The organism is Paenibacillus sp. 37 (genome assembly GCF_008386395.1).
GTDB classification, from domain to species: domain Bacteria; phylum Bacillota; class Bacilli; order Paenibacillales; family Paenibacillaceae; genus Paenibacillus; species Paenibacillus amylolyticus_B.
This window is the reverse complement of the sequence record NZ_CP043761.1, coordinates 4,950,011-4,973,730: the sequence shown is the minus strand read 5'-3', so window position 1 is coordinate 4,973,730 and position 23,720 is coordinate 4,950,011. Positions and strand designations below refer to the sequence as shown.

Annotated in this window: 24 protein-coding genes; 22 read left to right on the top strand and 2 right to left on the bottom strand. The window is 46.0% G+C overall.

The genetic code is table 11. The annotated features are described in order from the left end of the window. Positions 1–170: 170 nt before the first annotated feature. Positions 171–515 carry a hypothetical protein gene (locus F0220_RS21435; RefSeq protein ID WP_105599735.1) on the top strand — a complete coding sequence of 115 codons (345 nt, stop codon included), beginning with the start codon at positions 171–173 and terminating at the stop codon, positions 513–515. Between the two features lie 311 nt (positions 516–826). On the opposite strand, the gene F0220_RS21430 is transcribed toward F0220_RS21435, so the two are convergent. Both F0220_RS21430 and F0220_RS21425 read right to left on the bottom strand, forming a co-directional pair. Next, positions 827–1,960 carry a bifunctional cystathionine gamma-lyase/homocysteine desulfhydrase gene (locus F0220_RS21430; RefSeq protein WP_149846758.1) on the bottom strand — a complete coding sequence of 378 codons (1,134 nt, stop codon included), beginning with the start codon at positions 1,958–1,960 and terminating at the stop codon, positions 827–829. 1 nt (position 1,961) lies between these two features. Then, a complete protein-coding gene (locus F0220_RS21425) occupies positions 1,962–2,885 on the bottom strand; it encodes a PLP-dependent cysteine synthase family protein (RefSeq protein WP_105599732.1) in 924 nt (307 codons plus the stop codon). Positions 2,886–3,189: 304 nt separating this feature from the next. Between F0220_RS21425 and F0220_RS21420 the strand changes: the two genes are divergently transcribed. From F0220_RS21420 to rpoD, 21 genes are all read left to right on the top strand, one after another. Beyond that, entirely contained in the window at positions 3,190–3,549 is a 360-nt protein-coding gene (locus F0220_RS21420; RefSeq protein WP_017687236.1) for a histidine triad nucleotide-binding protein, read from the top strand. 232 nt (positions 3,550–3,781) lie between these two features. Then, positions 3,782–3,955 (top strand): 30S ribosomal protein S21, encoded by a 174-nt coding sequence (rpsU, locus tag F0220_RS21415; RefSeq protein ID WP_005547957.1) that lies wholly within the window; start codon positions 3,782–3,784, stop codon positions 3,953–3,955. Positions 3,956–3,970: 15 nt separating this feature from the next. After that, the gene (locus tag F0220_RS21410) at positions 3,971–4,414 is read left to right on the top strand and encodes a GatB/YqeY domain-containing protein (protein WP_017687237.1); all 444 of its coding nucleotides are present in this window, start codon (positions 3,971–3,973) and stop codon (positions 4,412–4,414) included. A 274-nt stretch (positions 4,415–4,688) separates the two neighbouring features. Beyond that, positions 4,689–6,011 (top strand): NfeD family protein, encoded by a 1,323-nt coding sequence (locus F0220_RS21405; RefSeq protein WP_091014395.1) that lies wholly within the window; start codon positions 4,689–4,691, stop codon positions 6,009–6,011. Between the two features lie 161 nt (positions 6,012–6,172). After that, positions 6,173–7,183, top strand: coding sequence for a flotillin-like protein FloA (floA, locus tag F0220_RS21400; protein WP_091013981.1), 1,011 nt, complete (start codon positions 6,173–6,175; stop codon positions 7,181–7,183). A gap of 13 nt (positions 7,184–7,196) precedes the next feature. Beyond that, positions 7,197–7,796: a YqfB family membrane protein gene (locus F0220_RS21395; RefSeq protein ID WP_105599731.1), complete on the top strand. Its 600-nt coding sequence runs from the start codon at positions 7,197–7,199 to the stop codon at positions 7,794–7,796. 179 nt (positions 7,797–7,975) lie between these two features. Then, positions 7,976–8,269 carry a sporulation protein YqfC gene (yqfC, locus tag F0220_RS21390; protein WP_017687241.1) on the top strand — a complete coding sequence of 98 codons (294 nt, stop codon included), beginning with the start codon at positions 7,976–7,978 and terminating at the stop codon, positions 8,267–8,269. Then, positions 8,266–9,459, top strand: a complete 1,194-nt coding sequence (gene yqfD, locus F0220_RS21385; protein ID WP_091013986.1) for a sporulation protein YqfD — start codon at positions 8,266–8,268, stop codon at positions 9,457–9,459. Before yqfC ends, yqfD begins: the two co-directional genes overlap by 4 nt. A gap of 6 nt (positions 9,460–9,465) precedes the next feature. Then, positions 9,466–10,437, top strand: coding sequence for a PhoH family protein (locus F0220_RS21380; RefSeq protein WP_017687243.1), 972 nt, complete (start codon positions 9,466–9,468; stop codon positions 10,435–10,437). 16 nt (positions 10,438–10,453) lie between these two features. Continuing rightward, entirely contained in the window at positions 10,454–12,703 is a 2,250-nt protein-coding gene (locus tag F0220_RS21375; protein ID WP_091013988.1) for an HD family phosphohydrolase, read from the top strand. A 218-nt stretch (positions 12,704–12,921) separates the two neighbouring features. Beyond that, the gene (ybeY, locus tag F0220_RS21370; protein WP_036674804.1) at positions 12,922–13,419 is read left to right on the top strand and encodes an rRNA maturation RNase YbeY; all 498 of its coding nucleotides are present in this window, start codon (positions 12,922–12,924) and stop codon (positions 13,417–13,419) included. Then, positions 13,419–13,790, top strand: a complete 372-nt coding sequence (locus tag F0220_RS21365; RefSeq protein ID WP_105599729.1) for a diacylglycerol kinase family protein — start codon at positions 13,419–13,421, stop codon at positions 13,788–13,790. Before ybeY ends, F0220_RS21365 begins: the two co-directional genes overlap by 1 nt. A gap of 307 nt (positions 13,791–14,097) precedes the next feature. After that, positions 14,098–14,511, top strand: coding sequence for a cytidine deaminase (locus tag F0220_RS21360; RefSeq protein ID WP_036615035.1), 414 nt, complete (start codon positions 14,098–14,100; stop codon positions 14,509–14,511). Between the two features lie 37 nt (positions 14,512–14,548). Then, positions 14,549–15,448 (top strand): GTPase Era, encoded by a 900-nt coding sequence (gene era, locus F0220_RS21355; protein WP_047843779.1) that lies wholly within the window; start codon positions 14,549–14,551, stop codon positions 15,446–15,448. Positions 15,449–15,552: 104 nt separating this feature from the next. After that, entirely contained in the window at positions 15,553–15,693 is a 141-nt protein-coding gene (locus tag F0220_RS21350; RefSeq protein ID WP_091013993.1) for a YqzL family protein, read from the top strand. A gap of 33 nt (positions 15,694–15,726) precedes the next feature. Next, the gene (recO, locus tag F0220_RS21345) at positions 15,727–16,479 is read left to right on the top strand and encodes a DNA repair protein RecO (RefSeq protein WP_105599727.1); all 753 of its coding nucleotides are present in this window, start codon (positions 15,727–15,729) and stop codon (positions 16,477–16,479) included. Between the two features lie 413 nt (positions 16,480–16,892). After that, entirely contained in the window at positions 16,893–17,780 is an 888-nt protein-coding gene (gene glyQ, locus F0220_RS21340) for a glycine--tRNA ligase subunit alpha (protein WP_017687252.1), read from the top strand. Continuing rightward, the gene (gene glyS / locus F0220_RS21335; RefSeq protein WP_091013999.1) at positions 17,773–19,848 is read left to right on the top strand and encodes a glycine--tRNA ligase subunit beta; all 2,076 of its coding nucleotides are present in this window, start codon (positions 17,773–17,775) and stop codon (positions 19,846–19,848) included. The genes glyQ and glyS overlap by 8 nt, the downstream gene beginning before the upstream one ends. A gap of 229 nt (positions 19,849–20,077) precedes the next feature. Beyond that, positions 20,078–20,545 carry a YaiI/YqxD family protein gene (locus tag F0220_RS21330; RefSeq protein ID WP_397376316.1) on the top strand — a complete coding sequence of 156 codons (468 nt, stop codon included), beginning with the start codon at positions 20,078–20,080 and terminating at the stop codon, positions 20,543–20,545. Between the two features lie 47 nt (positions 20,546–20,592). Next, complete coding sequence (dnaG, locus tag F0220_RS21325) at positions 20,593–22,413, top strand: DNA primase (protein WP_091014001.1); 1,821 nt, start codon at positions 20,593–20,595, stop codon at positions 22,411–22,413. Positions 22,414–22,456: 43 nt separating this feature from the next. Beyond that, on the top strand, positions 22,457–23,596 hold the full coding sequence (gene rpoD, locus F0220_RS21320) for an RNA polymerase sigma factor RpoD (RefSeq protein ID WP_017687256.1): 1,140 nt from the start codon (positions 22,457–22,459) through the stop codon (positions 23,594–23,596). Positions 23,597–23,720: the final 124 nt, after the last annotated feature.

Below are 23,720 nucleotides of genomic sequence, written 5' to 3'. Positions count from 1 at the left end.
GGACATCTGATCAGGACGTTTCCTGAATAGATGTCCGCGCAGCAGCCTTCCAAGGAAGCCGCTCACGGGGTGCTTCTTTTTTTTGTGTTTTCTCGTCAGTAGTGTCAATTCGCCCAGTTCTGAATACCATGAAAAGGTGATCAAGAGCAGAATCAGGGAGGCGTTGGCAAGTGGAAAAAGTGGAAGCGAAGAAAATATGCAAGGAACACATGCACCGTTATGTATGTGTACAGATGAATGACGGTATGCACTACGATGGCATTATGGAAAATGTGGATGACGAAATGATCTACCTGGCTGTTCCCGTTGGACCGGAAGCCATGGTGAATCATGCGAACTGGGCTCCAAATGCAATGCCTGGAGGGAACTATCCAATAGGTCATACTCGCGGATTTTATCCAGGTTACGGCTACCCTACGCCTTATCCGTATTATGGTTATGGCCGTAGACGTTTTAACCGACTGGTGCTCCCGTTATTTGCGCTTACAGCGTTAACCCTTTTACCGTACTATTGAAATTAGAAAAAACATTCATAACTGCAAGTGAAACATTCTTATGTACCCTATGGGCATCCTATGAAAATCTTGAAAATATCAAGCTGAGGATGGATGTTTCATTCATGGTACCGTACAGCATGAGATAGAGAGGTCTTATCACATACGGAGTCTCAGCCTGATGTATCGCAACAGTCATTGCAATACAACTGGCAACATACGAACATCCAAAAGGTCATGCCTGTGCAGAAGCGAACTTCTGTAAGGTATGACCTTTTGGAACCTAATTAGTATAAGATCGACGACAAACCAGCATGGACTTCAAAATGCCCTCAACTTAATGCAAATTTCAAATCCTCAAGTAAGTCTTCAACATCCTCGATCCCAACGGAGATGCGAATCAAACCGTCCGTGATCCCCAATTCTTGCCGACGTTCATAGGGAATGGAAGCATGTGTCATTCGGGCAGGTACAGAAATTAAACTTTCCACCGCGCCCAGACTTTCAGCCAATGTGAAATAACGAACTTTGCTTAACACGTCATCTACTTTTTCAGCACTGCCTACATCAAAGGAAACCATACCGCCATAACCCCTCGCTTGCGTGGAAGCGAGCTTGTGCTGTGGATGGTCGGGCAACCCGGGATAATAGACTTTGCTCACTGTTGGATGCTGATTTAAAAATGTCACAAGCTGCTCTGTATTGCGTTCTTGCGCTTCCATCCGCAATCCCAATGTTTTAAGACCTCGCATTAACAGCCAGGAATCCATAGGTCCCAGGATTGCGCCAATTGCATTTTGAATAAAATGCAGATCTTCCCCAAGTTGCTCGCTGTTGACAACCGCAAGTCCTGCCACGACATCACTATGACCACCGATATATTTCGTTGCAGAATGCAGTACAATATCTGCCCCCAGAGCCAGCGGAGTCTGCCAATAAGGCGTACTAAACGTGTTGTCCACAATGAATAACAATTCATGTTGCTTTGACCATTTCGCTACAGCAGCAATATCAGTGACCTTGAGTAAAGGATTAGTAGGTGTTTCTACATAAATGGCCTTTGTATTGGGTTGCAAAGCCTGCTCCAGTGCTTGTAGTGAGGTAGTATCTACAAAGGTAGACTCGATCCCCAGACGATTCAGCACCTTGATGAAAATGCGATAAGTCCCGCCGTATACGTCATCCGTCAGAATGACGTGATCTCCAGTTTTCAGCAGAGACAGTACAGCGTGAATTGCAGCCATGCCTGAACTAAAAGCAAAACCTCGAACGCCATCCTCCAGCTCTTTAATGACTTCTTCCAACGCATGACGGGTAGGGTTACCTGTTCGTGAATACTCGTATCCTTTGTGTACGCCAACCGATTCCTGCTCATACGTGCTTACTTGATAGATCGGTACACTCACTGCTCCAGTGTGTGGATCACCAACAATACCTGCATGAATCAGCTTGGTTTTTGGTCTCATTTCATTGTCCTCCATTATAGATATTTTGGCTTAAATACCGTTCGCTGCTATCCGGGAAAATAACGACGATGTTACTTCCGGGAGCTGCGTGAACAGCTTCGTTTAATGCGGCTTGCATAGCTGCACCTGAGGAACTTCCTACCAGTAAGCCTTCCAACAAGGCTAGATCCTTGACTCGTTCAAAGGCATCTTCATCTGAGATCGTATGAATGGCATCAAAATAATTCACATCCATAAAAGGAGATAACGTTTCGACTCCTATTCCTTCTGTACGATGAGGTCCCGAGGGACCTCCTGCGAGAATTGAACCTTCGGGTTCTACGATACATGTTTTGATTAACGAATTTTGCTCCTTCAAATAGCGAGATACTCCCATGAAAGTTCCGCCAGACCCAGCTCCGGCGATATATACATCCACCTGCCCGTTCAGATCACGCCAAATCTCAGGGCCCAGATGTTCATAATGTGCGAGTGGATTATCCGCATTGGAGAACTGACCTGGAATATACGAATCCGGTATTTCTTTGGCCAGCGATTCCGCCTTGCGTATGGCACCGGTGATTCCTTCGGATGTGGGTGTGTTCACGACCGTAGCTCCAAGGGCTTTCATCAACTGCTGCTTCTCAACGCTGAACTTCTGAGGTACGGTGAAAATGACCTTTAAATTCAGGCCTACAGCCGCTATTGCAAGACCAATTCCTGTGTTGCCTGCGGTAGCTTCGATCACCGTTCCACCTGGCTTAACATCTCCTCGTGCCAAGGCCTTCTCCAATAAAAACTTGCCGATCCGGTCTTTCACACTTCCTCCGGGATTCATGAATTCCAGCTTGGCGAATAGGCGGATTCCTTCCGGTAATGGAAAACGAGTTAATTCAAGCAGAGGTGTATTACCTATAAGTTCCTGTACATGTTGATAAACGGTCAAATTAACCAATCTCCTTTTTGGAGTTTATTAACTATACATATTGGTTTACTTGGGAAAGGTGCGTGTTAAAATCATATTTCGATAAAATGGTCTGTAATACATACCTCTATATATGACTGATTATGATGAATTCCTAATTGTTGTCTCATCACCTGCAATCTATTGAAATAGATCACTGAAAGGCAGGGGAATGGAGAGTTGACCTGGAATGCCTGGTTGTGTGTCTAGAGATTGGACGTGGGTTTTTACTTCTAGTATGATAGAAGGGAATACATACACTGGAATACAAAGGAGGGTATGAACTATGGATTGCTTATTTTGCAAAATTGTAGAGGGCACCATTCCCTCCAATAAAGTACTGGAGAATGACCATGTTATCGTTTTTCATGACATCCAGCCCGCTGCACCGACACATGTTCTTGTCATTCCGAAGAAACATATTGCTTCCATGAATGAAGTTACTGCAGAAGATCTGCCATTGATCGGCGAGATTCATCTGGCTGCTCAAGAAGCGGCGAAGCGTCTTGGCGTGGAGGAAACAGGATATCGCTTGATCAACAATTGTGGTAAGGATGGAGAACAAACCGTTCATCATCTGCATTACCATTTGTTGGGTGGTACCAGACTTGGAGTGTTGACAAGTCTGTCCGATTCTCACAAATAAACGAGCTAATGGGTACTAATATTGAGGATTTAGTCATATGCATTAAATCCACGAATGTGTGACCAAATGCTTATATAATGAATTCATTTCATAATACCTTTGAGTTTTAAAATGGATTCAAATAAGTGATCATTACATTGAGGTTGACACCTTTATTATCTTTCGCCTATAATGTAAGATGATGAACCGTGTTATTGCTCTTGGACGGTCTGGTCGGAGGGAGGGAAAACTGGTGTCTGAAACTAAAGTTCGCAAAAACGAGACTATTGATGCTGCACTTCGTCGTTTTAAACGCTCCATCGCTAAAGATGGCGTATTGGCTGAGGTGAAGAAACGTAAGCATTATGAGAAGCCAAGCGTAAAGCGCAAGAAAAAGTCCGAGGCTGCTCGTAAGAGAAAGTTTTAGGAGGATTTTAATTACATGAATCTTAGCGAACGATTGAACGAAGATATGAAGCAAGCGATGAAGAGTAAGGACAAGTTCAGACTCTCCAACATTCGGTTGATTCGTTCGACGATCAAGAATCTTGAAATAGATTTGAAAAGAGATTTGGATGACAACGAAGTGCTTGATATCCTGAGTCGTGAAATCAAACAGCGCAAAGATGCCCTCCAAGAATTTGACAAAGCGGGCCGTGAAGATCTCGCGGCAAATGCAAAAGCGGAAATTGAAGTACTCATCCAGTACCTTCCCACACAGCTTACCGAAGAAGAAATTAAAGTTATTGTACAGCAGACCATCCAGGAAACCGGTGCTTCTTCGAAAGCCGAGATGGGGAAAGTCATGGCGGCCCTTATGCCGAAAGTTAAAGGCAAAGCGGACGGCAAACTGGTAAATCAAGCAGTTCAACAATTTCTGCAATAAAGCAAATCAATAAACACCTTCTGACTTGTCAGGAGGTGTTTTTTCCATTGGCATGATGTCCTTGTTATGACGAAATTTCTTTTTAATGGTTAATATATATTATTATGGATTTTTATTCTTGCAATTGATCGAGTTTTCAAATATAATTTTAAGATTTTGAAACGAAATGTTGCATTGCACGTAATAAATACCATAAGCTGGACAGTATAACATTAATGGAAAAGGGGGGACTATTGTGAAGGGAAAGCGCCGGAAGAAGCTTACGGGGCCATTGATGCTCTTAATGCTGCTGACGCTGTTGCTTCCTGTCTGGATTGGATCACCGTCAGCGCATGCAGCTGAGAAGAGTGGTGCCGTATATATTATTCCGGTTGATAAACCAATCGAGCAGGGACTTGGCAAGTTCATGGAACGCGGGTTCAAGCAAGCAGAAGAGATGAATGCTGGCCTGATCGTTCTTGATATCAATACGCCGGGAGGCCGTGTCGACACTGCAGAAGCATTGGGTACCCTGATCAAGGACAGTCCGATTGAGACTGTTGCATTTGTTCGTGGAGATGCTGCTTCAGCCGGGAGTTTTCTGGCTCTGAATGCAGATAAGATCGTAATGTCACCAGGCAGTATGATTGGTGCGGCAGCAATGGTGGACAGTACGGGTAAACATGTTGAGGATCCAAAGCTTGTTGCGTTCTGGAAAAGCAAAATGCAGGGAGCAGCTGAGATCAGTGGTCGTGATGGCAAGATTGCAGCTGGAATGACGGATGTTAACATGGTTGTTGAAATGCCAGAGATTAATAAAACCAAGCAAAAAGGTGAAATTATTGCTCTCTCGGCTGAAGAAGCGCTGAAAGTTGGTTATGCCGACCACATCAGCAACACACCGGAAGAAGCGGCAACGTGGCTCGGTTACAGCCAGGATGATGTATTTAAGGTAGAACGGACGACAGCAGAGAATATCTCATCCTTTCTTACGAATCCGGTTGTCATGACCATATTGTTGTTCCTCGGAATCGCAGGTGTGGCCATTGAATTGATCGTTCCTGGGTTCGGAGTACCTGGTATTGTTGGTATTGTATGTTTTGTCCTGTACTTCTCAGGAAATTACGTTGCCGGTTTTGCAGGAGCAGAGACGTGGGTATTGTTCACTGTTGGACTCATCTTGATGATTCTGGAGATGTTTATACCAAGCATGGGTATTTTGGGCATTCTGGGATCAATTGCGCTTGTTGCAGGTGTTGTGAGGGCTGCTTATGATACGAGTGACGCATTCGTTTCCCTGGGTATCGCTTTCGGAGCAGCATTGGTAGTGATTGCGATTATTGCAGTACTGTTTAAAGATCGAGGGATATGGAATCGATTCATTTTGAGTGACAGTCTGTCAGCTGAGCGTGGATACTCATCCGCTACCGAGCGTAAAGAGTTGATTGGACTACAAGGCATCAGTCTTACACCGCTTCGACCTTCTGGAACAGCGATGTTTGAGGGTGAGCGAATTGATGTTGTATCGGATGGAGACTTTATTCCCATTGATACCCCGATTATTGTGATTAAAGCGGAAGGCACCCGGATTGTGGTTCAGCAGGCATTACCGGTGTAACCCGCTCTGTTGTCGAAGCGGATTAACGTTTCGGCAATGTACATAACCACTTCGCTGAAGCTGCCAGCGAGGTGGTGCATTCTTTAATTTAGCAGCGGATTGATGAATGACTGTTCTGAAGTATTTATCAAATTTGAATTGCAAATGGAGGAAATTTTACTATGGAACCAACTATGATTACGGTTTTGCTCATTGCGGTAGTTGCGATTATCGTACTGAGCGTATTTTTCAGCTTTTTCCCGGTCATGCTCTGGATCTCAGCTATTGCATCCGGTGTCCGTGTTAGTATCATTACACTGGTAGCCATGAGACTTAGACGTGTAACACCTAGCAGGATTGTAAATCCACTGATTAAAGCAAGAAAAGCGGGCCTTGAATTAACCATGAACCAACTGGAAAGTCACTTTCTGGCGGGTGGTAATGTTGACCGTGTTGTAAACGCTCTGATTGCTGCTCAGCGTGCAAACATTCCACTTGAATTCGAACGTGCTGCTGCGATTGACCTTGCTGGTCGTGACGTATTACAGGCGGTCCAAATGAGTGTTAACCCGCGTGTTATCGAAACGCCTGTTGTATCTGCGGTGGCAAAAGATGGTATTGAAGTTAAAGTTCGAGCAAGAATTACAGTTCGTGCGAATATTGACCGACTCGTCGGTGGTGCCGGTGAAGAGACGATCATTGCCCGTGTTGGTGAAGGGATCGTAAGTACCAACGGTTCAGCAGAAACGCATAAAGTGGTGTTGGAAAATCCGGATCTGATCTCTCGTACAGTCCTGTCCAAAGGACTGGATTCTGGAACTGCCTTTGAGATCCTGTCCATTGATATTGCGGACGTGGATATTGGTAAAAATATTGGTGCATTCCTGCAAACCGAGCAGGCAGAAGCTGACAAGCGAATTGCTCAGGCGAAAGCAGAAGAGCGTCGTGCAATGGCTGTAGCCCAAGAACAAGAGATGAAAGCGCGCGTTGTGGAAATGAGAGCGCGTGTTGTTGAGTCTGAATCCGCAGTACCACTTGCAATGGCAGAGGCTTTACGTAGTGGGAAAATTGGTGTTATGGATTACATGAATCTCAAAAATATTGAAGCGGATACTCAGATGCGCAACACATTAGGAAAACCTGGTGAAGGTTCGAATTCCAACGATCAGGGTGATTCCAAAAACGGAAGATAGGCGGTGAGTGCATATGGGCCTATTTGAATGGATTTTTAATAATCTGTATATTGTGGCCGTCATCGGTTTTGCACTCTTCTCCTTCTTGGGGAAAGCTGCCAAATCGGCTGATCCGAACAAAAAGCGTCCTGCCAACGGGATGCCTACATTTGGAGGCAGTGGTGATTCAGGCCGGGATGAACGTTCAAGAGACAATTCATCTCCGCAGCAGTCTTCCGGACCTGCAGACCCCCGCTATGATGAACAGTATGACGATCGGTATGATGACGTGCAATATAAGAATCAGTATGATGAGCCGTATTCAGAGCCTGCTGCATCTTCTCGCCCCGAAACTGACTACAGAAGTGAGGGCACGATGAGTGCCATGGAGAATTCACTTGAGGCACAGATGAGAGGTATGGAAGAACAGCAGCGCTTGATTCAAGAGAGATTAAATCGCTTCTCTTCTGCGAATAAACCTGTTGTGTCTGATTCCAGTTGGGATATACCCAACACCGATGAATCGGGTGCATCTCCGCTTCGCCCTGCCGATATTCGTACAGGTGTATTATGGGCAGAAGTACTGGGTCCCCCCCGTTCCAAGCAGCCGTTTGGTACAAGAGGGAAACTGTAATAAGTTATGCTGTTGGACGGGAATAGAGCCGTCTCTGGTGAGCCAAAAGCCGCCAGAGACGGCTTTTTCTGTGTTCTTCACTTTTTTCTCAACATTCCTACCTAACACGCTCCGGAATTTTCATAAATTCATGAATCTGCGCATAAGTTGAACTGTAGAGGAAGGGGGAAGACCTTCGAATGACCCGGATCAGCCGCAAGCTGCGCAGATGGACCAGTGAAGTGTTGGATCTGCCGCAGGATGTGCTTTATGATATGCCACGGTTAACCCTGATCGGCAGTAAGCAACTGTATATAGAGAATCATCGCGGTGTCATCCATTTCACGCCGGATCGTATCGTGTTGGCTCTTTCCCAAGGCCAGTTAGAGATCAAAGGAACTGCCTTGGTGATACGTAATATTTTGCCGGATGAAGTAGCTGTTGAAGGAACGATTCTGGATATTCATATGAATGGAGTGGAGGGGAACGGATGAAGCAGCCCAGTCTGTATAAACTGCGGGGAGCAGTCCGAATCACGGTCACTGGGGGAGACATTGAAACATTAATTAACACGGTGGCAGAGCAGGGACTGGAAGTTTGGAACCTGCGTGCTCACGATGGACGCGTGGCAGAGATGAACATTCTGCTGCCGCATTTTTTCAGGTTGCGTCCTGTGTTGAAACGGACAGGCTGCAGGGTGAAAGTAACCCATCGCAGCGGTTTCCCCTTTTTTGCGGCCCGTTTATTGCGGAGGAAGTTCTTTCTTGGGGGGATGCTGTTTTTTGTGGTAGCTTTGTTTGCGTTGTCGTCCATGGTATGGGATGTGGAGGTCAAGGGTAACGTCACCATTCCCACCGACGAGGTGCTCGCAGCAGCGAAGAAAGAGGGCATATATCCTTTCCAATGGGGGTTCCGTCTGGAAAGCCAAGACAAGCTCTCCAGGCAGCTTGCACTCGCTCTGCCGGATGTAACCTGGATTGGCGTCAGCAAAGAGGGGACAACCATTACCATTCAGGTCGTAGAATCTGCCCAACCAAAGCGCGAACCATTACTGAACCCTAGACATCTGATTAGCAAGTCAGATGCTGTTGTCACTCAAATCTATGCGGAGCAGGGACGCCCTGTAGTTCAGAAGGACATGCGTGTCAAAAAGGGTCAGGTATTGATCTCGGGGATTCTCGGGGATGAGGAGAACACCAAAACCATCGTTGCCAAAGGTGAAGTTCGTGGTCTGGTGTGGCGTGAGTATCAGGTAGAGGTTCCACTGGTGCAAAAACATAATACAATGACAGGTGAGAGCAAAGAACGTTTTTACATGGTGCTGGGGAATTGGGCGATCCAACTGTGGGGGTACGGTAGTACACCGTTCAGTTCATTTGATACCGAGAGTAATCACAGACCATTGACGTGGCGATCCTTCACACTCCCGATGGGTTGGCTGACAGAGAAAGATCTGGAGACCCGAGAGCATGAGGAACAGCAGACGATAGAATGGGCCAGAACGAAAGGATTGGAAGGAGCAAGGAACGACATTATCGCCAAAAACGGTAAAGGCACAAAAATTATAAGTGAAAAAATTTTGCATGAGAAGAAAGAGAATGGTAAAGTTTATATGAAAGTCTTATTTGAAGTAGAAGAAAGCATTGCGGAGGAACTTCCGCTAGTCCATAGTCAAGGAGAATGAGGATATTTGTCAGAGCAAACACGCAGCATACAAATCTCGCTCCAGAGTGCGGGAGAGGGTCAGTCTCTTTTTGGACCCCAAGATACTTTTCTTAAACTGATTGAATCCGAGATTCCTGCCCAGATTGCATCCCGTGAAGCGGAGATTGTGATTTTTGGCAACGCACAGCAAGTGGAATCGCTTGAACAATTATTTGATGTGTTACTGCAATTGATACGCAACGGATATGTGTTAACTGAAAGAGATGTGAAGTATGCGATTGAACTTGCCAAGGATATGCGGGCAGACCAGCTATTGGATCTGTTCAAGGGCGAGATTACGACGACATACCGAGGTAAACCAATCCGTGTTAAAACCATTGGACAGAAGCACTATGTAACTACAATTAAAAAACGTGATATTGTATTTGGCATTGGTCCTGCCGGTACGGGTAAAACCTACCTTGCTGTTGTACTGGCTGTTGCTGCAATTAAAGAAGGCAGCGTCAAACGCATTGTACTCACACGGCCTGCTGTTGAAGCAGGAGAGAGTCTTGGATTTTTGCCAGGTGATCTTCAGGAGAAGGTAGACCCGTATCTGAGACCACTGTACGATGCCCTGTATGACGTTATGGGACAGGAACAGACCGCTAAGGCACTGGAGCGAGGGTTGATCGAAATCGCACCACTCGCCTATATGCGGGGGCGTACGCTGGATGACTCCTTCATCATTCTGGATGAAGCACAGAATACAACGCCGGAACAGATGAAGATGTTTCTAACCCGTCTTGGTTTTGGCTCCAAAATGGTCATCACCGGAGACGTGACACAGATTGATTTACCGCGTGGTAAGAAATCCGGACTTGTGGAAGCGAATACGATCTTGAACGAAGTTAACGAGATTGGATTTGTCTATTTTGCCGAGCAAGATGTTGTCCGGCATTCCCTTGTCCAGAAAATTATCGTGGCTTACAACCACGCCGCAGAAAATCAAGCATAGAAAGGGATTGTCTAAAGTGACCTCGAAGGAACCGTCAAAAGGCAAATCTTTTCAGAATAAGGCTACAGGATGGAAGTATAGCGTGTGGGCACGCTATCTTCTGTTTTTGTTTCTGGTGATTCTTTTCTACGTGAGTCTGGCTTCCAAGCTGCTCCCTGAGCGGTATGATATTCAGGAAGGTACACGGAGTGAAGTGGATATTGCTGCGCCCATGCAGATTCCGAATAACAAGGCCACACTCAAAGCACAGGAAGAAGCTGCAGAACGGGTACAGCCGATATTTCAGATTGTCCAGTTGCGAAACGAAAATTTGATGACTACCCTGCTTGACCGTGTAGATCGATTAAATCAGGATGATCAGATTTCAAGTCAGGACAAGATTGATATTTATAAGGATGAAATTCCGCAGCGCCAGAAGGACTTTGTGACCAACTATATCAATAATAATCGGAAAGCCGGTACATACTCCGAGACTCTTTTGGAAGAGATCAGAAATGTGGTACAGGAGCAAAGCTACCGTATTCCCGAAGAAACTTACATCAAAATCTCGCGTCTGACATCGGATGATATCCAGGAGATGAAACCGGTTGCGAGGGATATTGTTGCCCGGTTAATGACGGATCAGATCAGCGATGCAACCACTGCCCGTGCCAAAGTAGCTGAGATGGTGAGTGTCAGCTCTCTTGGTAAGCGAACGCAACGTGAGGTCGTGCAAGAGCTTGCTCGCCTAGTGGTGACAGCGAACCGTTTCTACGATGAAGAGGGAACCAAGGAAGCTAAAGTACAGGCGCGTGAGAACACGCAAACCGTCTTTATCAAGCAAGGGGACACATTAGTTGCCAAGGGTGAGATGATCACTCCGGAGATGTATACTTTGCTGGATGAAAATGATTTGCTGAAAAATGAAGTGAACTACTGGCCGCAGCTTGGGCTTCTTATGTTTTCCTGCCTGTTGTCAGCAGCCATTCTGATGTATATTCAGCAAGGCAGCGGAACACATTTTAAGTATAATAATGCCCAGCTGTTGATGCTTGTTCTCATTTTTATTATTACGATTGTGGTTATGCATGTGACGGCGATTATCCAGACCAATGAGAGGTCTTATGTTGGCTTCCTTGCACCTGTTGCGGTAGGAGCGATGTTAATTGCGCTCTTGCTGGATACGTCGCTTGCCTTTGTATGTTCGATTTTGATCGGTATGTTGTCCAGCATTATTTTGAATACGCATCAGGGTCAACTTTTTGACTTCGAACTGGGTTTCTTCGCTGTATTAGTTTCATTTGTTGCGATCTTCGCAACTCATAAGGCTAGCCAGCGATCAACGATCCTGAAAGGGGCCATTATGGTCTGTCTGTTCGGGTCCATAGCCGTTTTCACCCTGGCTTTGATTGACTCGGGCGATTGGAATCGAACTACGACACTGTATGGCGTTGGGTTTGCATTTGCTGGTGGAGTGCTGACTGCCATACTGGTCATTGGGCTGATGCCATTTTTCGAAACTTCATTTGGCATTTTGTCAGCGCTCAAACTGGTAGAACTATCTAATCCGAACCATCCGCTTCTTCGCAAGTTGCTGACGGAGACACCGGGTACCTATCATCACAGCGTTATGGTAGGTAATCTGTCCGAAGCAGCAGCAGAAGCCATAGGAGCTAACGGATTGCTCTGCCGAGTGGGTTCGTATTATCATGATATTGGCAAGACAAAGCGGCCCATCTATTTTATTGAAAATCAAAACAATATGGAGAATCCGCATGATTCAATTGATCCCAAACTGAGCAAATCCATTATCGTTGCCCATGCGCGCGATGGGGTGGAAATGCAGAAGGATTACAAGCTGCCCAGACCTATTCGGGATATTGCGGAACAGCATCACGGCACGACATTTCTCCACTATTTCTATCACAAAGCACTGCGCCAGGCGGAAGAAGCAGGCGTTGAGCCTGATTTCACGGAAGAAGATTTCCGTTACCCTGGGCCGAAGGCTCAGTCCAAGGAATCGGCTATTGTTGGCATTGCTGATAGTGTAGAGGCTGCTGTGAGATCTTTGCGCAAACCGACCGTGGAGCAAGTGGAGTCCATGATTGAGAAGATTATTAAAGGACGATTGGACGATCATCAATTCAATGATTGTGACCTTACAATGCGTGAACTGGATATCGTCGCCAGAACATTGAAGGAAACGGTGATGGGTATCTTCCACTCCAGGATAGAATATCCGGAGGAGATTAAGAAACCAAAGCCCACTTCACCCGAAGCAGGCTAATTCAATAATAGTTCGTGTTCAAAAAGGTCGGTTTTCAGTACCGAGAAGATGGGATGAAGCTAGAAATGGAGTAGCGGAGCGTAGGGAAAACTACGTGATCAACGGACATTTCGGCTGAATTCCATATTCGATGCTGAGGATGCCCCTAGGCATCCTTCGTAATCAAAAGAGGGCTTTTTGAACAACCTCTAATATTAGTAGACAGGAGTTATGAAAGAATGAGTCTTAACCTGGCATGGAATAATGAACAACAGGATAAAGAAATTACAGAACCGATGATTGCAATGCTGGAACAGTTGCTAAATCTAGCTGGAGAAGCGGAAGGTGTTGCAGACGGAGAAGTGGCTCTGACTTTTGTGAATGATGAGCAGATCCATGAGTTGAACCGTGATTATCGCGGCATTGACCGTCCTACGGATGTACTGTCTTTTGCGATGAACGAAACGGTGGATGAAGAACTAGATATTATCTATGAGCTGGACGAAGATGAAGAAATGGAAGAAATGCCGGATGTTCTTGGAGACATCATCATTTCCGTACCACGGACCATCCTGCAAAGTGAAGAGTATGGACACTCATTTGAACGTGAACTTGGTTTTCTGTTTGTCCATGGTTTCTTGCACCTGCTCGGATACGACCATCAGGATGAAGCAAGTGAGGCTGAAATGATGGGCAAACAAGAAGCGGTATTGGCCCAGGCCGGGTTGACACGATAATGAAAAGACGCTCCTGGGGTCTGGTATTCCGCAATGCTGCGGAAGGAATCGCATATGGGTTGCGGACTCAGCGTAATGTGAGAGTTCACACGGGAGTGGCTATTTTGATGTGTGCAGCCGGCTTTTTTTTCAAAATCTCAAGAACGGATTGGATGTTTGTGCTGACCGCTGTCTTTTTGGTCCTGGTGACTGAATTGATGAACACGGCTGTAGAGGCAGCGGTTGACTTGGCACACCCCCATATCCATCCGCTGGCAAAAGCGGCAAAGGATACCGCGGCCGGGGCAGTTCTTCTGGCTGCGGTATTCGCCGTCATCATCGGTTGTATCGTTTTCATTAAGCCGGTGATGAACTGGTTAGGTTTGTACTGATTTGTATTAACTTTGTTTTGATTCGTTTTGTTTGATTTTAATACTACACAAATTTGTGAAGTTAGACCTTTTTTAAGTTGAACTTGTTGACATTACACGATAACGAAGAGGGCAGGAATAAACCGTAGAAGCGAAGCGTTCGCCTTTATCCCCGGATTTTCACAATGAAAAAGTGAATCAAAAAATCTGGGGATAACAGCGATCGAAGGGTTATTCTGGACTCGGAGTGGCTAGTGTAAATTTGGCTTTGGTTGAACTTAATCCGTAGGTAGTAACTTTATATTGCACCCTAAGGGAGAGAATAATAATGGATAACGGTTTGTTAATGCAAGAAGCAATTAAGGCACGTACGAAGGCGTATACGCCTTACTCCCATTTTGGTGTTGGCGCGGCTTTGCTTGACAGTGAAGGTCATGTGCATCATGGTTGTAATATTGAGAATGCTGCGTATACACCAGGTAACTGTGCTGAGCGTACGGCGATGTTCAGTGCCATTGCAGGTGGGCAGAAGCCTCGCAGCTTCACAGCGATTGCCATTGTGGGCGACACGGATGGTCCGATTGCTCCATGTGGCGTATGTCGTCAGGTCATGTACGAACTGTGTGAACCTGATATGAAAGTCATCTTGGGGAACTTGAAAGGTGATCTGCAAGAGACCACCGTTGCTGAACTGTTACCTTGGGCTTTTGGGCCTTCTGATCTGAATTCTGCCAAAAAATAAACCAATATTCCAGGCCTAGGCGCCTGAGGAGGAACATATGAAAAAACAAGCATTTAAATCCGGTTTTGTAGCCATTATTGGACGTCCAAACGTAGGTAAATCCACATTGATGAACCAGGTGATCGGACAGAAAATTGCGATTATGTCGGACAAGCCACAAACCACACGTAATAAAATTCATGGTGTGTATACATCCGAACATCAGCAAATCGTTTTCCTGGATACACCCGGTATTCACAAACGTCAATCCAAACTTGGCGATTACATGAACCAGACTGCTTTGAATACGCTCGGAGAAGTAGAAGCAGCACTGTTCCTGATTGACGCTTCGGAGGGATTGGGTGGCGGTGACCGTTACATTGCGGAACAATTGAAAAATATCCGTACACCTGTCATTCTTGTCATGAATAAAATTGACAAAATTGAGCCGGAAGCACTGCTGCCACTCATTGAGACGTATCGCAAGCTTCACGATTTCGCTGAAATCGTTCCTGTCTCTGCCATGCTTGGCAGCAATGTCAGCACGTTGCTGGAACAGCTCGGCAAGTATTTGCCAGAAGGTCCACAGTACTATCCTGATGACCAGGTTACTGACCATCCGGAGCAGTTTGTATGTGCCGAGTTGATTCGTGAGAAAATTCTGCAAATGACTCGTGAAGAAGTGCCTCACTCTATTGCTGTAACGATCGAAGATATGAAAGTGCAAGATAACGGTGTCGTTTATATCTCAGCTGTCATTTTTGTAGAACGGGATTCCCAAAAAGGGATCATTATCGGGAAGCAGGGTGCCCTTCTGAAAGAAGTGGGTAAACGAGCTCGACACGATATTCAGAACTTGCTCGGCTCCAAAATTTTCATGGACCTGTGGGTTAAAGTGAAAAAAGACTGGAGAAATCAGGATAGAGTTCTGCGTGACCTTGGCTTTGGCCGCGACTGATCGTCGGAATTGTATCCAGTAATTGCAACACATAGTTTACCTTGCAAGACTCCATCCTATTTGGTAGATGCAGACGTCATTTCCGAAGAGAGGATGAAATTCCGATGCGAGATTTTTCGTGGAAGGTTTTTGCGATGACGGGGGATGTAGAGTCCTATTTGTTATATACCGAGGCGTGTAACTCGTTAGGACAGGAGTCGGATCATGCAAGGGAAGTGATTGAAGATGAAGAAGCCGAAGGATAACTGGCTGATTCGGGAATGGTTAGGTGACGAGGCATGCTATACAGGGTGGAAGGGATTGTCATCCGCAGCATGGACTACGGCGAAGGGAACAAAATCATTACGCTTTGCACCGAAAGCGGCGGGAAAGTAGGGGTACTCGTCCGCGGTGCCAAAAAGCCCAAGAGCCGACATGCTGCACTGGTGCAGCCGTTTACGTATGGTCAATATGTATATTTTCGCAATACAGGTCTAGGCACACTGAACGCTGGAGAAATTGTTGAATCTTATCATGAGTTGCGTGAAGATCTGGTCAAGGCCTCATATGCTTCTTATGCGTGTGAACTATTGGATCGGGTGCTTCAGGATGAAGAGACAGGTACATTTTGGTTCAAACAGTTAAAGGCGTGTTTGCAGGCGTTGAAGGAAGAGAAAGACCCGGTTGTTATTACAAGTCTGTACGAAATGAAAATATTACAGGCATCCGGATATGGTCCACAGTTAGATGAGTGCATCTCCTGCAACCAGGAGCGACCAGATGAGCAGTTGTTCATAAGTCCCAGACTTGGTGGCGTCTTGTGTCGAGCATGCAAACATTTCGATCCTCCCGCGATGTCCGTAAGTCCAAAGGCTCTGAAGTTGTTGCGTTTGTTCGCGCAGTTGGATCTGCAGCGCTTGGGGAATATATCAGTGAGTGAGTCTACCCGTGATGAGATCAAAAAGTTGATGCGTGCCTTTATGGATCATCAGCTTGGTCTGAATCTTAAATCCCGTTCTTTCCTCGATCAGATGGAGAAGTACGGGATTTGAGGCGTTTTGGTGGAAGTGAAACTATATCTTGACTTCATACTAGATTTTATATATTATGAAATATAATTTCTCTTTATGAGACATGCATTGAACGAGAAAGTAAAAGACTGGATTTATTGCATTTATGGAGACAAGTCGTTGTATAACAAAACTTGGTAATCATGAATGAGCGAGCCGGGGATGGTGGGAGCCTGGCTGAATCGGTCTTTGAAACGGCACTCGGGAGCATGAATGGACACGGAAAAGTGGGCTGGAACGAACAGGATCATCCTGTTTGATCTAAGCCAAGTAGGGTGGAACCGCGGGAATAGCTCTCGTCCCTACGTCTGTACAACAGGCGTAGGACGGGGGCTATTTATTGTTGTCTTCGCCGTCCTAAGCTTGCTAACAAACCATTGAAAAGGAGCATGATTATGAATTTTCAGCAGATGATTCTAACGCTGCAACAATTCTGGGCCGAGCATAACTGTATTATTGTCCAGCCATACGATACGGAAAAAGGGGCAGGTACGATGAACCCGATGACCTTTTTACGCTCGCTTGGACCCGAACCTTGGAAAGTGGCCTATGTGGAGCCTTCCCGTCGTCCTTCGGACGGACGTTATGGTGAGAACCCTAACCGGCTCTACCAGCATCATCAGTTCCAGGTAATCATCAAGCCTTCTCCGGACAATATTCAGGAAATTTACCTGGAAAGTCTAAAGCGTCTGGGCATTGACCCGCTCAAACATGATATTCGGTTTGTTGAAGATAACTGGGAGAATCCTTCCCTTGGTTGTGCAGGTCTTGGTTGGGAAGTCTGGTTGGACGGCATGGAAATTACGCAATTTACGTATTTCCAACAGGTTGGTGGTATCGAGACAAATCCGGTAGCTGTTGAAATTACGTACGGTATGGAGCGTTTAGCTTCTTACATTCAGGATAAAGAGAATGTGTTTGATCTGGAATGGGTGGAAGGTATCACTTATGGTGATGTATTCCGTCAGCCAGAATTCGAACACTCTAAATATACGTTTGAAGTATCTGATGTCAAAATGCTGTTTACACTCTTCAACATGCATGAAGAAGAAGCAAACAAGGCCATGGCGCAGCATCTGGTATTCCCGGCATATGACTATGTGCTGAAATGTTCCCACACGTTCAACCTGTTGGATGCACGTGGAGCCATCAGTGTAACGGAACGTACGGGTTACATCACACGTGTTCGTAATCTGGCTCGCCAAGTCGCTGCAACATATATGGAAGAGCGTGAGAAGCTAGGCTTCCCGCTGATCAAGAAAGGGGGAGCCGAGCATGTCTAAGGATCTGTTGTTTGAAATAGGGCTGGAAGAAGTACCTGCACGCTTTATGCGCGCAGCAATCGCACAGCTGCAAGAACGTGTCGTGAAATGGCTTGACGCATCCCGCATTGCTTACGGTGAAGTGAATGCATATGCTACACCGCGCCGTCTGGCTGTTTTGATTCACAATGTGGCTGAAAAGCAGGAAGATATCGAGGAAGAAGTGAAAGGTCCTTCACGCAAAATCGCCCTGGATGACAGTGGCAATTGGAGCAAGGCTGCACTCGGATTCGCCCGCAGTCAAGGTGTTGAACCCGACCAATTCACGTTCAAGGAACTGAACGGTGTTGAATATATCTATGCAACGAAGAGCAGCAAAGGTGTGGAGACGGCTTCTGTAGTTGGCGAAGGATTACTTTCTGTATTACATGCCATGACGTTCCCAAAATTCATGCGTTGGGCTTCCTATGATTTCAAATTTGTACGTCCAATCCGCTGGATTGTGGCTATGCTCGGCAGTGAGGTTATCGATCTGGAAGTGACAGGTGTTAAGTCGGGTAATGTAACTCGTGGACATCGTTTCCTCGGTAAGGAGGCTGTGATCTCCACTCCGTCTTCATACGTGGAAGTGTTGCGTTCCGAACATGTCATTGCTGATATCCAGGAACGTGAACAGATGATTGTATCCCAGATTCAGGCACTGGCCGCTGAGAAAAAATGGGATATTGCGATTAAGGAAGACTTGCTGGAGGAAGTTCTGTTCCTGGTGGAAACACCTACCGTATTGTTCGGGACATTTGACTCCTCATTCTTGAATATTCCACAAGAAGTATTGATTACTTCTATGCGTGAGCATCAGCGTTATTTCCCTGTACTGGACAGTGAAGGACAATTGTTGCCATTCTTCGTGACGGTACGTAACGGTGGAAGTGATTCACTGGACGTTATTGCCAGAGGGAATGAAAAAGTTCTGCGTGCACGTCTGTCTGATGCCAAGTTCTTCTATGAGGAAGATCAGAAGTTACAGATTAAGGATGCATTGTCGAAGCTAGAAAGTATCGTCTTCCAGGAAGAATTGGGAACGGTTGGAGATAAAGTGCGTCGTATTCGCAAGATTGCCGATGGTCTTGCTGCCAAACTGCAAGTATCCGGTGATGTTGCCGAATCCGTTAGCCGCTCAGCAGATATCTGCAAATTCGATCTGGTGACACTGATGGTGGGAGAATTCCCGGAACTGCAAGGTGTGATGGGTGAGGATTACGCTCGTAAAGCCGGCGAAAAAGAAGAAGTGGCCAAAGCGGTATTCGAACACTATCAGCCACGTTTCGCTGGAGATCAATCCCCTGCTTCTCTTGTTGGTGCCATTGTGAGTGCAGCGGACAAAATGGATACAATCGTGGGTTGTTTCTCCATCAACATTATTCCAACGGGTTCTCAGGATCCGTACGCGCTGCGCCGTCAGGCTGCAGGTATTGTACAGATTTTGCTGGATCACAAGCTTCCGCTGACATTGTCAGACGTGTTCGGAGTAGCACTTCAAGTACATGCCCAGATGAACTTGTTGAAACGTGCAGATGAAGAGGTTCGTAAAGATCTGCAAGACTTCTTTGGTCTTCGTGTGAAAAAATTGTTGTCCGAAACCGTTCGCTACGACGTAGTGGATGCCGTAATTTCTTCCGGATTCGATGATATCAGCGCCGTGGTTCCGAAAGGTGAAGCGTTGATGGCGGCTGTTCTGACAGGAGACGCATTCAAAACAACGGTTGAATCGTTCAACCGTGTGGGTAATCTGGCTGCCAAAGCATCCAATGCTTCCGTACATCCAGAACTGTTCACAGAAGATGGAGAACGTCAGCTACATGAGGCATGGAGCAAAACGAATGCAGAATATCGTCAGGCGTTGACTCAGCATCATGCTGCTGAAGCACTGGCTATTGCATCTGCCTGGAAGGATGGTATTACCTCATTCTTCGATTCGGTCATGGTTATGGCTGAAGATGAAGCCGTTCGAGCGAATCGACTTGCCTTGCTCGCGGCTATTGATCGTGACTTGAAAGGATTTGCTGATTTTTCCAAGTTGGTTTGGTAATTGGACATATTTCATGAGTCCTTTTCCACAGACTTGGCGCAAAGCTAAAATTCAGTATTAAAGAAGGATATATGAGGGTATAAATATACGGAACGGGTTGTGAAATGTATTTTTGACAACCGCTCCGTATTTTAGCCTTTGATTTCCCTCGTTCCGGCAGAAGGATTTTGCCTGGCCGGGGTCGTATATAACAATATGCAGCTATTTTATGAAACCGGGTGGTCTGGGTTTGAGTGAGTTAAATATACGCCACATTGTTGTGGATGGTGATGCTTGCCCGGTCAAAACCGAGATTGCGCAAACCGCTCGCCTTTTCAACATCCCCGTATTGTTAGTCTCTTCATTTGATCATTTGCTTCAAGGAGGAGAAGGGGTACGAAACGTGCAAGTGGATCGCAGTGATCAGAGCGCAGACCTGTATATTGCTAATCATATTAAGCCATATGATGTGGTTATCACTCAGGACTATGGACTTGCGGCACTTGCGCTTGGCAAACGTTGTTATGTTTTGTCCTTTCGTGGTCGTGAGTTCAACGATCGTGACATTGATTTCATGTTGGATTCTCGTCATACTGCGGCCAAAGCACGAAAAAGAGGTCATTATGGGAAAGGCCCAAAGCCTTTCACAGAGCAGGATCGAGAAATGTTTCAACATAAACTGACAAAACTTTTAAAAGATTTGCAGGAGAATGTGTAAGTTTATCGAATTATATTTACGTGTTGAAGAGATGAAGGTGGCCAGAGATGAGTACCGGACAAGGCGGTATACCCGAAAGTATTATTGAATCGGTGTTACAGCAGAATGATATTGTCGATACGGTGAGCCGATTTGTGCATCTGACCAAACAGGGGAAGTATATGAAAGGCCTCTGTCCTTTTCATTCCGAGAAGACGCCTTCGTTCACCGTTACACCTGAGAAACAAATTTTCTACTGCTACGGTTGCGGCACGGGTGGAAATGCCATCAAATTCAGGATGGAAATCGAAGGGTTATCCTTTCCCGAGGCTGTCAAAACGATGGCGGAAGAAAGTCACATCTCTATGGGGGACTGGCAAGGGCGTGAATCTGCTCATGTGAATCCGGAGACGGAACGTCTGTTGGAGGCTTATGAGCTTACCGCGAAGCTGTATCATTTTTTGTTGAAAAATACAGAGCACGGCAAGTCAGCCATGGAGTATTTACGCTCAAGAGGTTTTGGCGACAAGTTGATTGACCAGTTCCAGATTGGTTTTGCACCAAATCGTTGGGACACACTGGTACAATTTCTTGAGAAACGTAACTATCCGCTCGAAGAGATGGAAAAGGGTGGACTTCTGTCACCGCGAAATGAAGGTCAGGGATATGTGGATCGATTCCGAGACCGGATTATGTTCCCGATTAATGGCAGGAGCGGTAAGCCGATTGCATTTGCAGGACGCATATTGGGAGATGGGCAACCGAAGTATCTAAATTCACCGGAAACCCGGTTATTTAACAAAAGCCGTGTTCTCTATAATCTGCATCATGCCAAAAATGCAATTCGCAAACAAAGACAAGCCATTTTGTTCGAGGGATATGGAGATGTCATCTCCGCGTGGGATCAGGACATCCAGAATGGCGTAGCGGCAATGGGTACTGCGCTAACCGAGAATCAGGCACTGATGCTCAAAGGGATGTGCGACGAAGTCATCATATGTTATGACGGCGACAGAGCAGGACAGGCTGCTGCACTCAAAAACTTCCCTATTCTTGAGGAAGCTGGATTGCAGGTCAAAGTGGCTCTCATTCCCGAGGGACTTGACCCGGATGATTTTATCCGGAAGCATGGTGGTGAACGGTTCCGAAACCAGATTGTGGATGGTGCCGTGACAACTACAAAATTTAAACTTATAAACTTAAAAAAAAACCATATACTGCTAGAGGGTGGCGGACAAATCGCCTATTCGAAAGAAGCAGTAAAGTTGATTGCACCCTTACCTTCTCCAACAGAAAGGGAAGTGTATCTTCGTGAACTGGCTGCAGAAGTGGACGTATCCTTCGAAACATTGAAGCAGGAGTGTAATGAAGAACGGGAGGCGATGAAAAATAACCTCCAGTATGGGGATAATAACCCGAAAAGGTGGAATAATGGTAGGCAACAAAATAGGCAGGTGCCTACACCCAATCTGTTGCCGGCTTACCACGCAGCTGAACGCAAACTGATCGCCTGGATGTTGCAGGATGATGAGGCTGCCCAGTACGTGAATGAGCATCTTGGTGAAGCTTTTAACTTGGATGATCATGCAGCTATTGCTGCTTATCTATATGCCTACTATGCGCAAGGCAAACCGTCGGATACAAGCCGTTTTATGTCTTCACTGCATGACGATCGCCTGGAAAAAACGGTCAGTTCGATCTCGATGATGGATGGTCCAGGTGAATGGAGTATTCAAATGCTCGATGATTGCATCAGAGAAGTGCTGAAACATCCGCGTAAGAAAGAGTACGATTTGAAAAAAGAAGAAATGATTGCTGCAGAGCGGGCAGGTGATTCTGTACGCGCGGCACAGATTGCAATTGAAATGATTGCCCTAGAGAGACAGTGAACGTCTGATGATTAGATGTTTCTAGGGAGGAGGGAGTCGAATTATGGCGAATGATCAGCATACTGAACTAGAAACAGAATTGACACTGGATCAGGTTAAAGATCAATTGATTGAATCAGGTAAGAAAAGAGCTTCGCTGAATTACAAGGAAATTATAGAGAAACTCTCTCCTTTTGAGCAGGATGCAGAGCAAATGGATGAGTTCTATGAGCAACTGAGCGATCTGGGCATTGATGTAGTGAATGAAAACAATGAAGAGGTTACACTTCGTCCTAGTGAAGATTCCGAGAACAACACCAGAGAGGGAGAGGACGAATTCCACTTTGATGATGATCTGAGCTTGCCGCCAGGTATCAAAATCAATGACCCTGTCCGTATGTACCTCAAGGAAATTGGTCGTGTGCCACTGTTGTCGGCAGATGATGAAGTACAACTGGCTAAACGGATTGAGAACGGGGATGAAGAAGCCAAGCGTCGTCTGGCTGAAGCTAACTTACGGCTCGTTGTCAGTATCGCCAAGCGTTACGTTGGACGTGGAATGTTGTTCCTTGATTTGATTCAGGAAGGTAATATGGGTCTGATCAAAGCGGTTGAGAAGTTCGACCACAAAAAAGGATACAAGTTCAGTACGTATGCAACATGGTGGATTCGCCAAGCGATCACTCGTGCTATTGCTGACCAGGCGCGCACAATTCGTATCCCTGTGCATATGGTGGAGACGATTAATAAGCTGATCCGGGTATCCCGTCAGCTGTTGCAGGAACTTGGTCGTGAACCGACACCAGAAGAAATCGCTGCTGAGATGGATCTGAGTGTAGAGAAAGTTCGTGAAATTACGAAGATTGCACAGGAACCGGTTTCTCTGGAAACACCAATTGGTGAGGAAGATGATTCCCATCTGGGTGACTTCATTGAGGATCAGGAAGCACTTGCTCCGGCGGATGCTGCTGCGTATGAGTTGCTGAAAGAACAGCTCGAAGATGTGTTGGATACATTGACTGAACGTGAAGAGAACGTGCTTCGTCTACGTTTTGGTCTGGACGATGGACGGACGAGAACGCTGGAGGAAGTCGGCAAGGTATTTGGTGTTACGCGTGAGCGTATTCGTCAGATCGAAGCCAAGGCTCTTCGTAAGTTGCGTCACCCGAGTCGTAGTAAACGACTCAAGGATTTCCTCGAATAATCGAACTATGGGAGACTTTCCGCAAGACGCTTTAGCGGCGGCGGGGTCTCCTTTATTTTTAATTTAAACGTCTTGATTTCTTGGTTTTGGAAATTCATCCTTGAAATGTTTTATTGGATTTTAT

What these genes read in the sequence shown, in the direction of transcription:
- ybeY (WP_036674804.1), top strand. Translation starts at nt 12,922, where the DNA reads ATGAGTCTTAACCTGGCATGGAATAATGAACAACAGGATAAAGAAATT.
- F0220_RS21405 (WP_091014395.1), top strand. Translation starts at nt 4,689, where the DNA reads ATGCTCTTAATGCTGCTGACGCTGTTGCTTCCTGTCTGGATTGGATCA.
- dnaG (WP_091014001.1), top strand. Translation starts at nt 20,593, where the DNA reads ATGAGTACCGGACAAGGCGGTATACCCGAAAGTATTATTGAATCGGTG.
- floA (WP_091013981.1), top strand. Translation starts at nt 6,173, where the DNA reads ATGGAACCAACTATGATTACGGTTTTGCTCATTGCGGTAGTTGCGATT.
- glyQ (WP_017687252.1), top strand. Translation starts at nt 16,893, where the DNA reads ATGAATTTTCAGCAGATGATTCTAACGCTGCAACAATTCTGGGCCGAG.
- F0220_RS21395 (WP_105599731.1), top strand. Translation starts at nt 7,197, where the DNA reads ATGGGCCTATTTGAATGGATTTTTAATAATCTGTATATTGTGGCCGTC.
- yqfD (WP_091013986.1), top strand. Translation starts at nt 8,266, where the DNA reads ATGAAGCAGCCCAGTCTGTATAAACTGCGGGGAGCAGTCCGAATCACG.
- recO (WP_105599727.1), top strand. Translation starts at nt 15,727, where the DNA reads ATGCTATACAGGGTGGAAGGGATTGTCATCCGCAGCATGGACTACGGC.
- rpoD (WP_017687256.1), top strand. Translation starts at nt 22,457, where the DNA reads ATGGCGAATGATCAGCATACTGAACTAGAAACAGAATTGACACTGGAT.
- F0220_RS21360 (WP_036615035.1), top strand. Translation starts at nt 14,098, where the DNA reads ATGGATAACGGTTTGTTAATGCAAGAAGCAATTAAGGCACGTACGAAG.
- F0220_RS21410 (WP_017687237.1), top strand. Translation starts at nt 3,971, where the DNA reads ATGAATCTTAGCGAACGATTGAACGAAGATATGAAGCAAGCGATGAAG.
- F0220_RS21430 (WP_149846758.1), bottom strand. Translation starts at nt 1,960, where the DNA reads ATGAGACCAAAAACCAAGCTGATTCATGCAGGTATTGTTGGTGATCCA.
- F0220_RS21350 (WP_091013993.1), top strand. Translation starts at nt 15,553, where the DNA reads ATGCGAGATTTTTCGTGGAAGGTTTTTGCGATGACGGGGGATGTAGAG.
- era (WP_047843779.1), top strand. Translation starts at nt 14,549, where the DNA reads ATGAAAAAACAAGCATTTAAATCCGGTTTTGTAGCCATTATTGGACGT.
- glyS (WP_091013999.1), top strand. Translation starts at nt 17,773, where the DNA reads ATGTCTAAGGATCTGTTGTTTGAAATAGGGCTGGAAGAAGTACCTGCA.
- yqfC (WP_017687241.1), top strand. Translation starts at nt 7,976, where the DNA reads ATGACCCGGATCAGCCGCAAGCTGCGCAGATGGACCAGTGAAGTGTTG.
- F0220_RS21365 (WP_105599729.1), top strand. Translation starts at nt 13,419, where the DNA reads ATGAAAAGACGCTCCTGGGGTCTGGTATTCCGCAATGCTGCGGAAGGA.
- F0220_RS21420 (WP_017687236.1), top strand. Translation starts at nt 3,190, where the DNA reads ATGGATTGCTTATTTTGCAAAATTGTAGAGGGCACCATTCCCTCCAAT.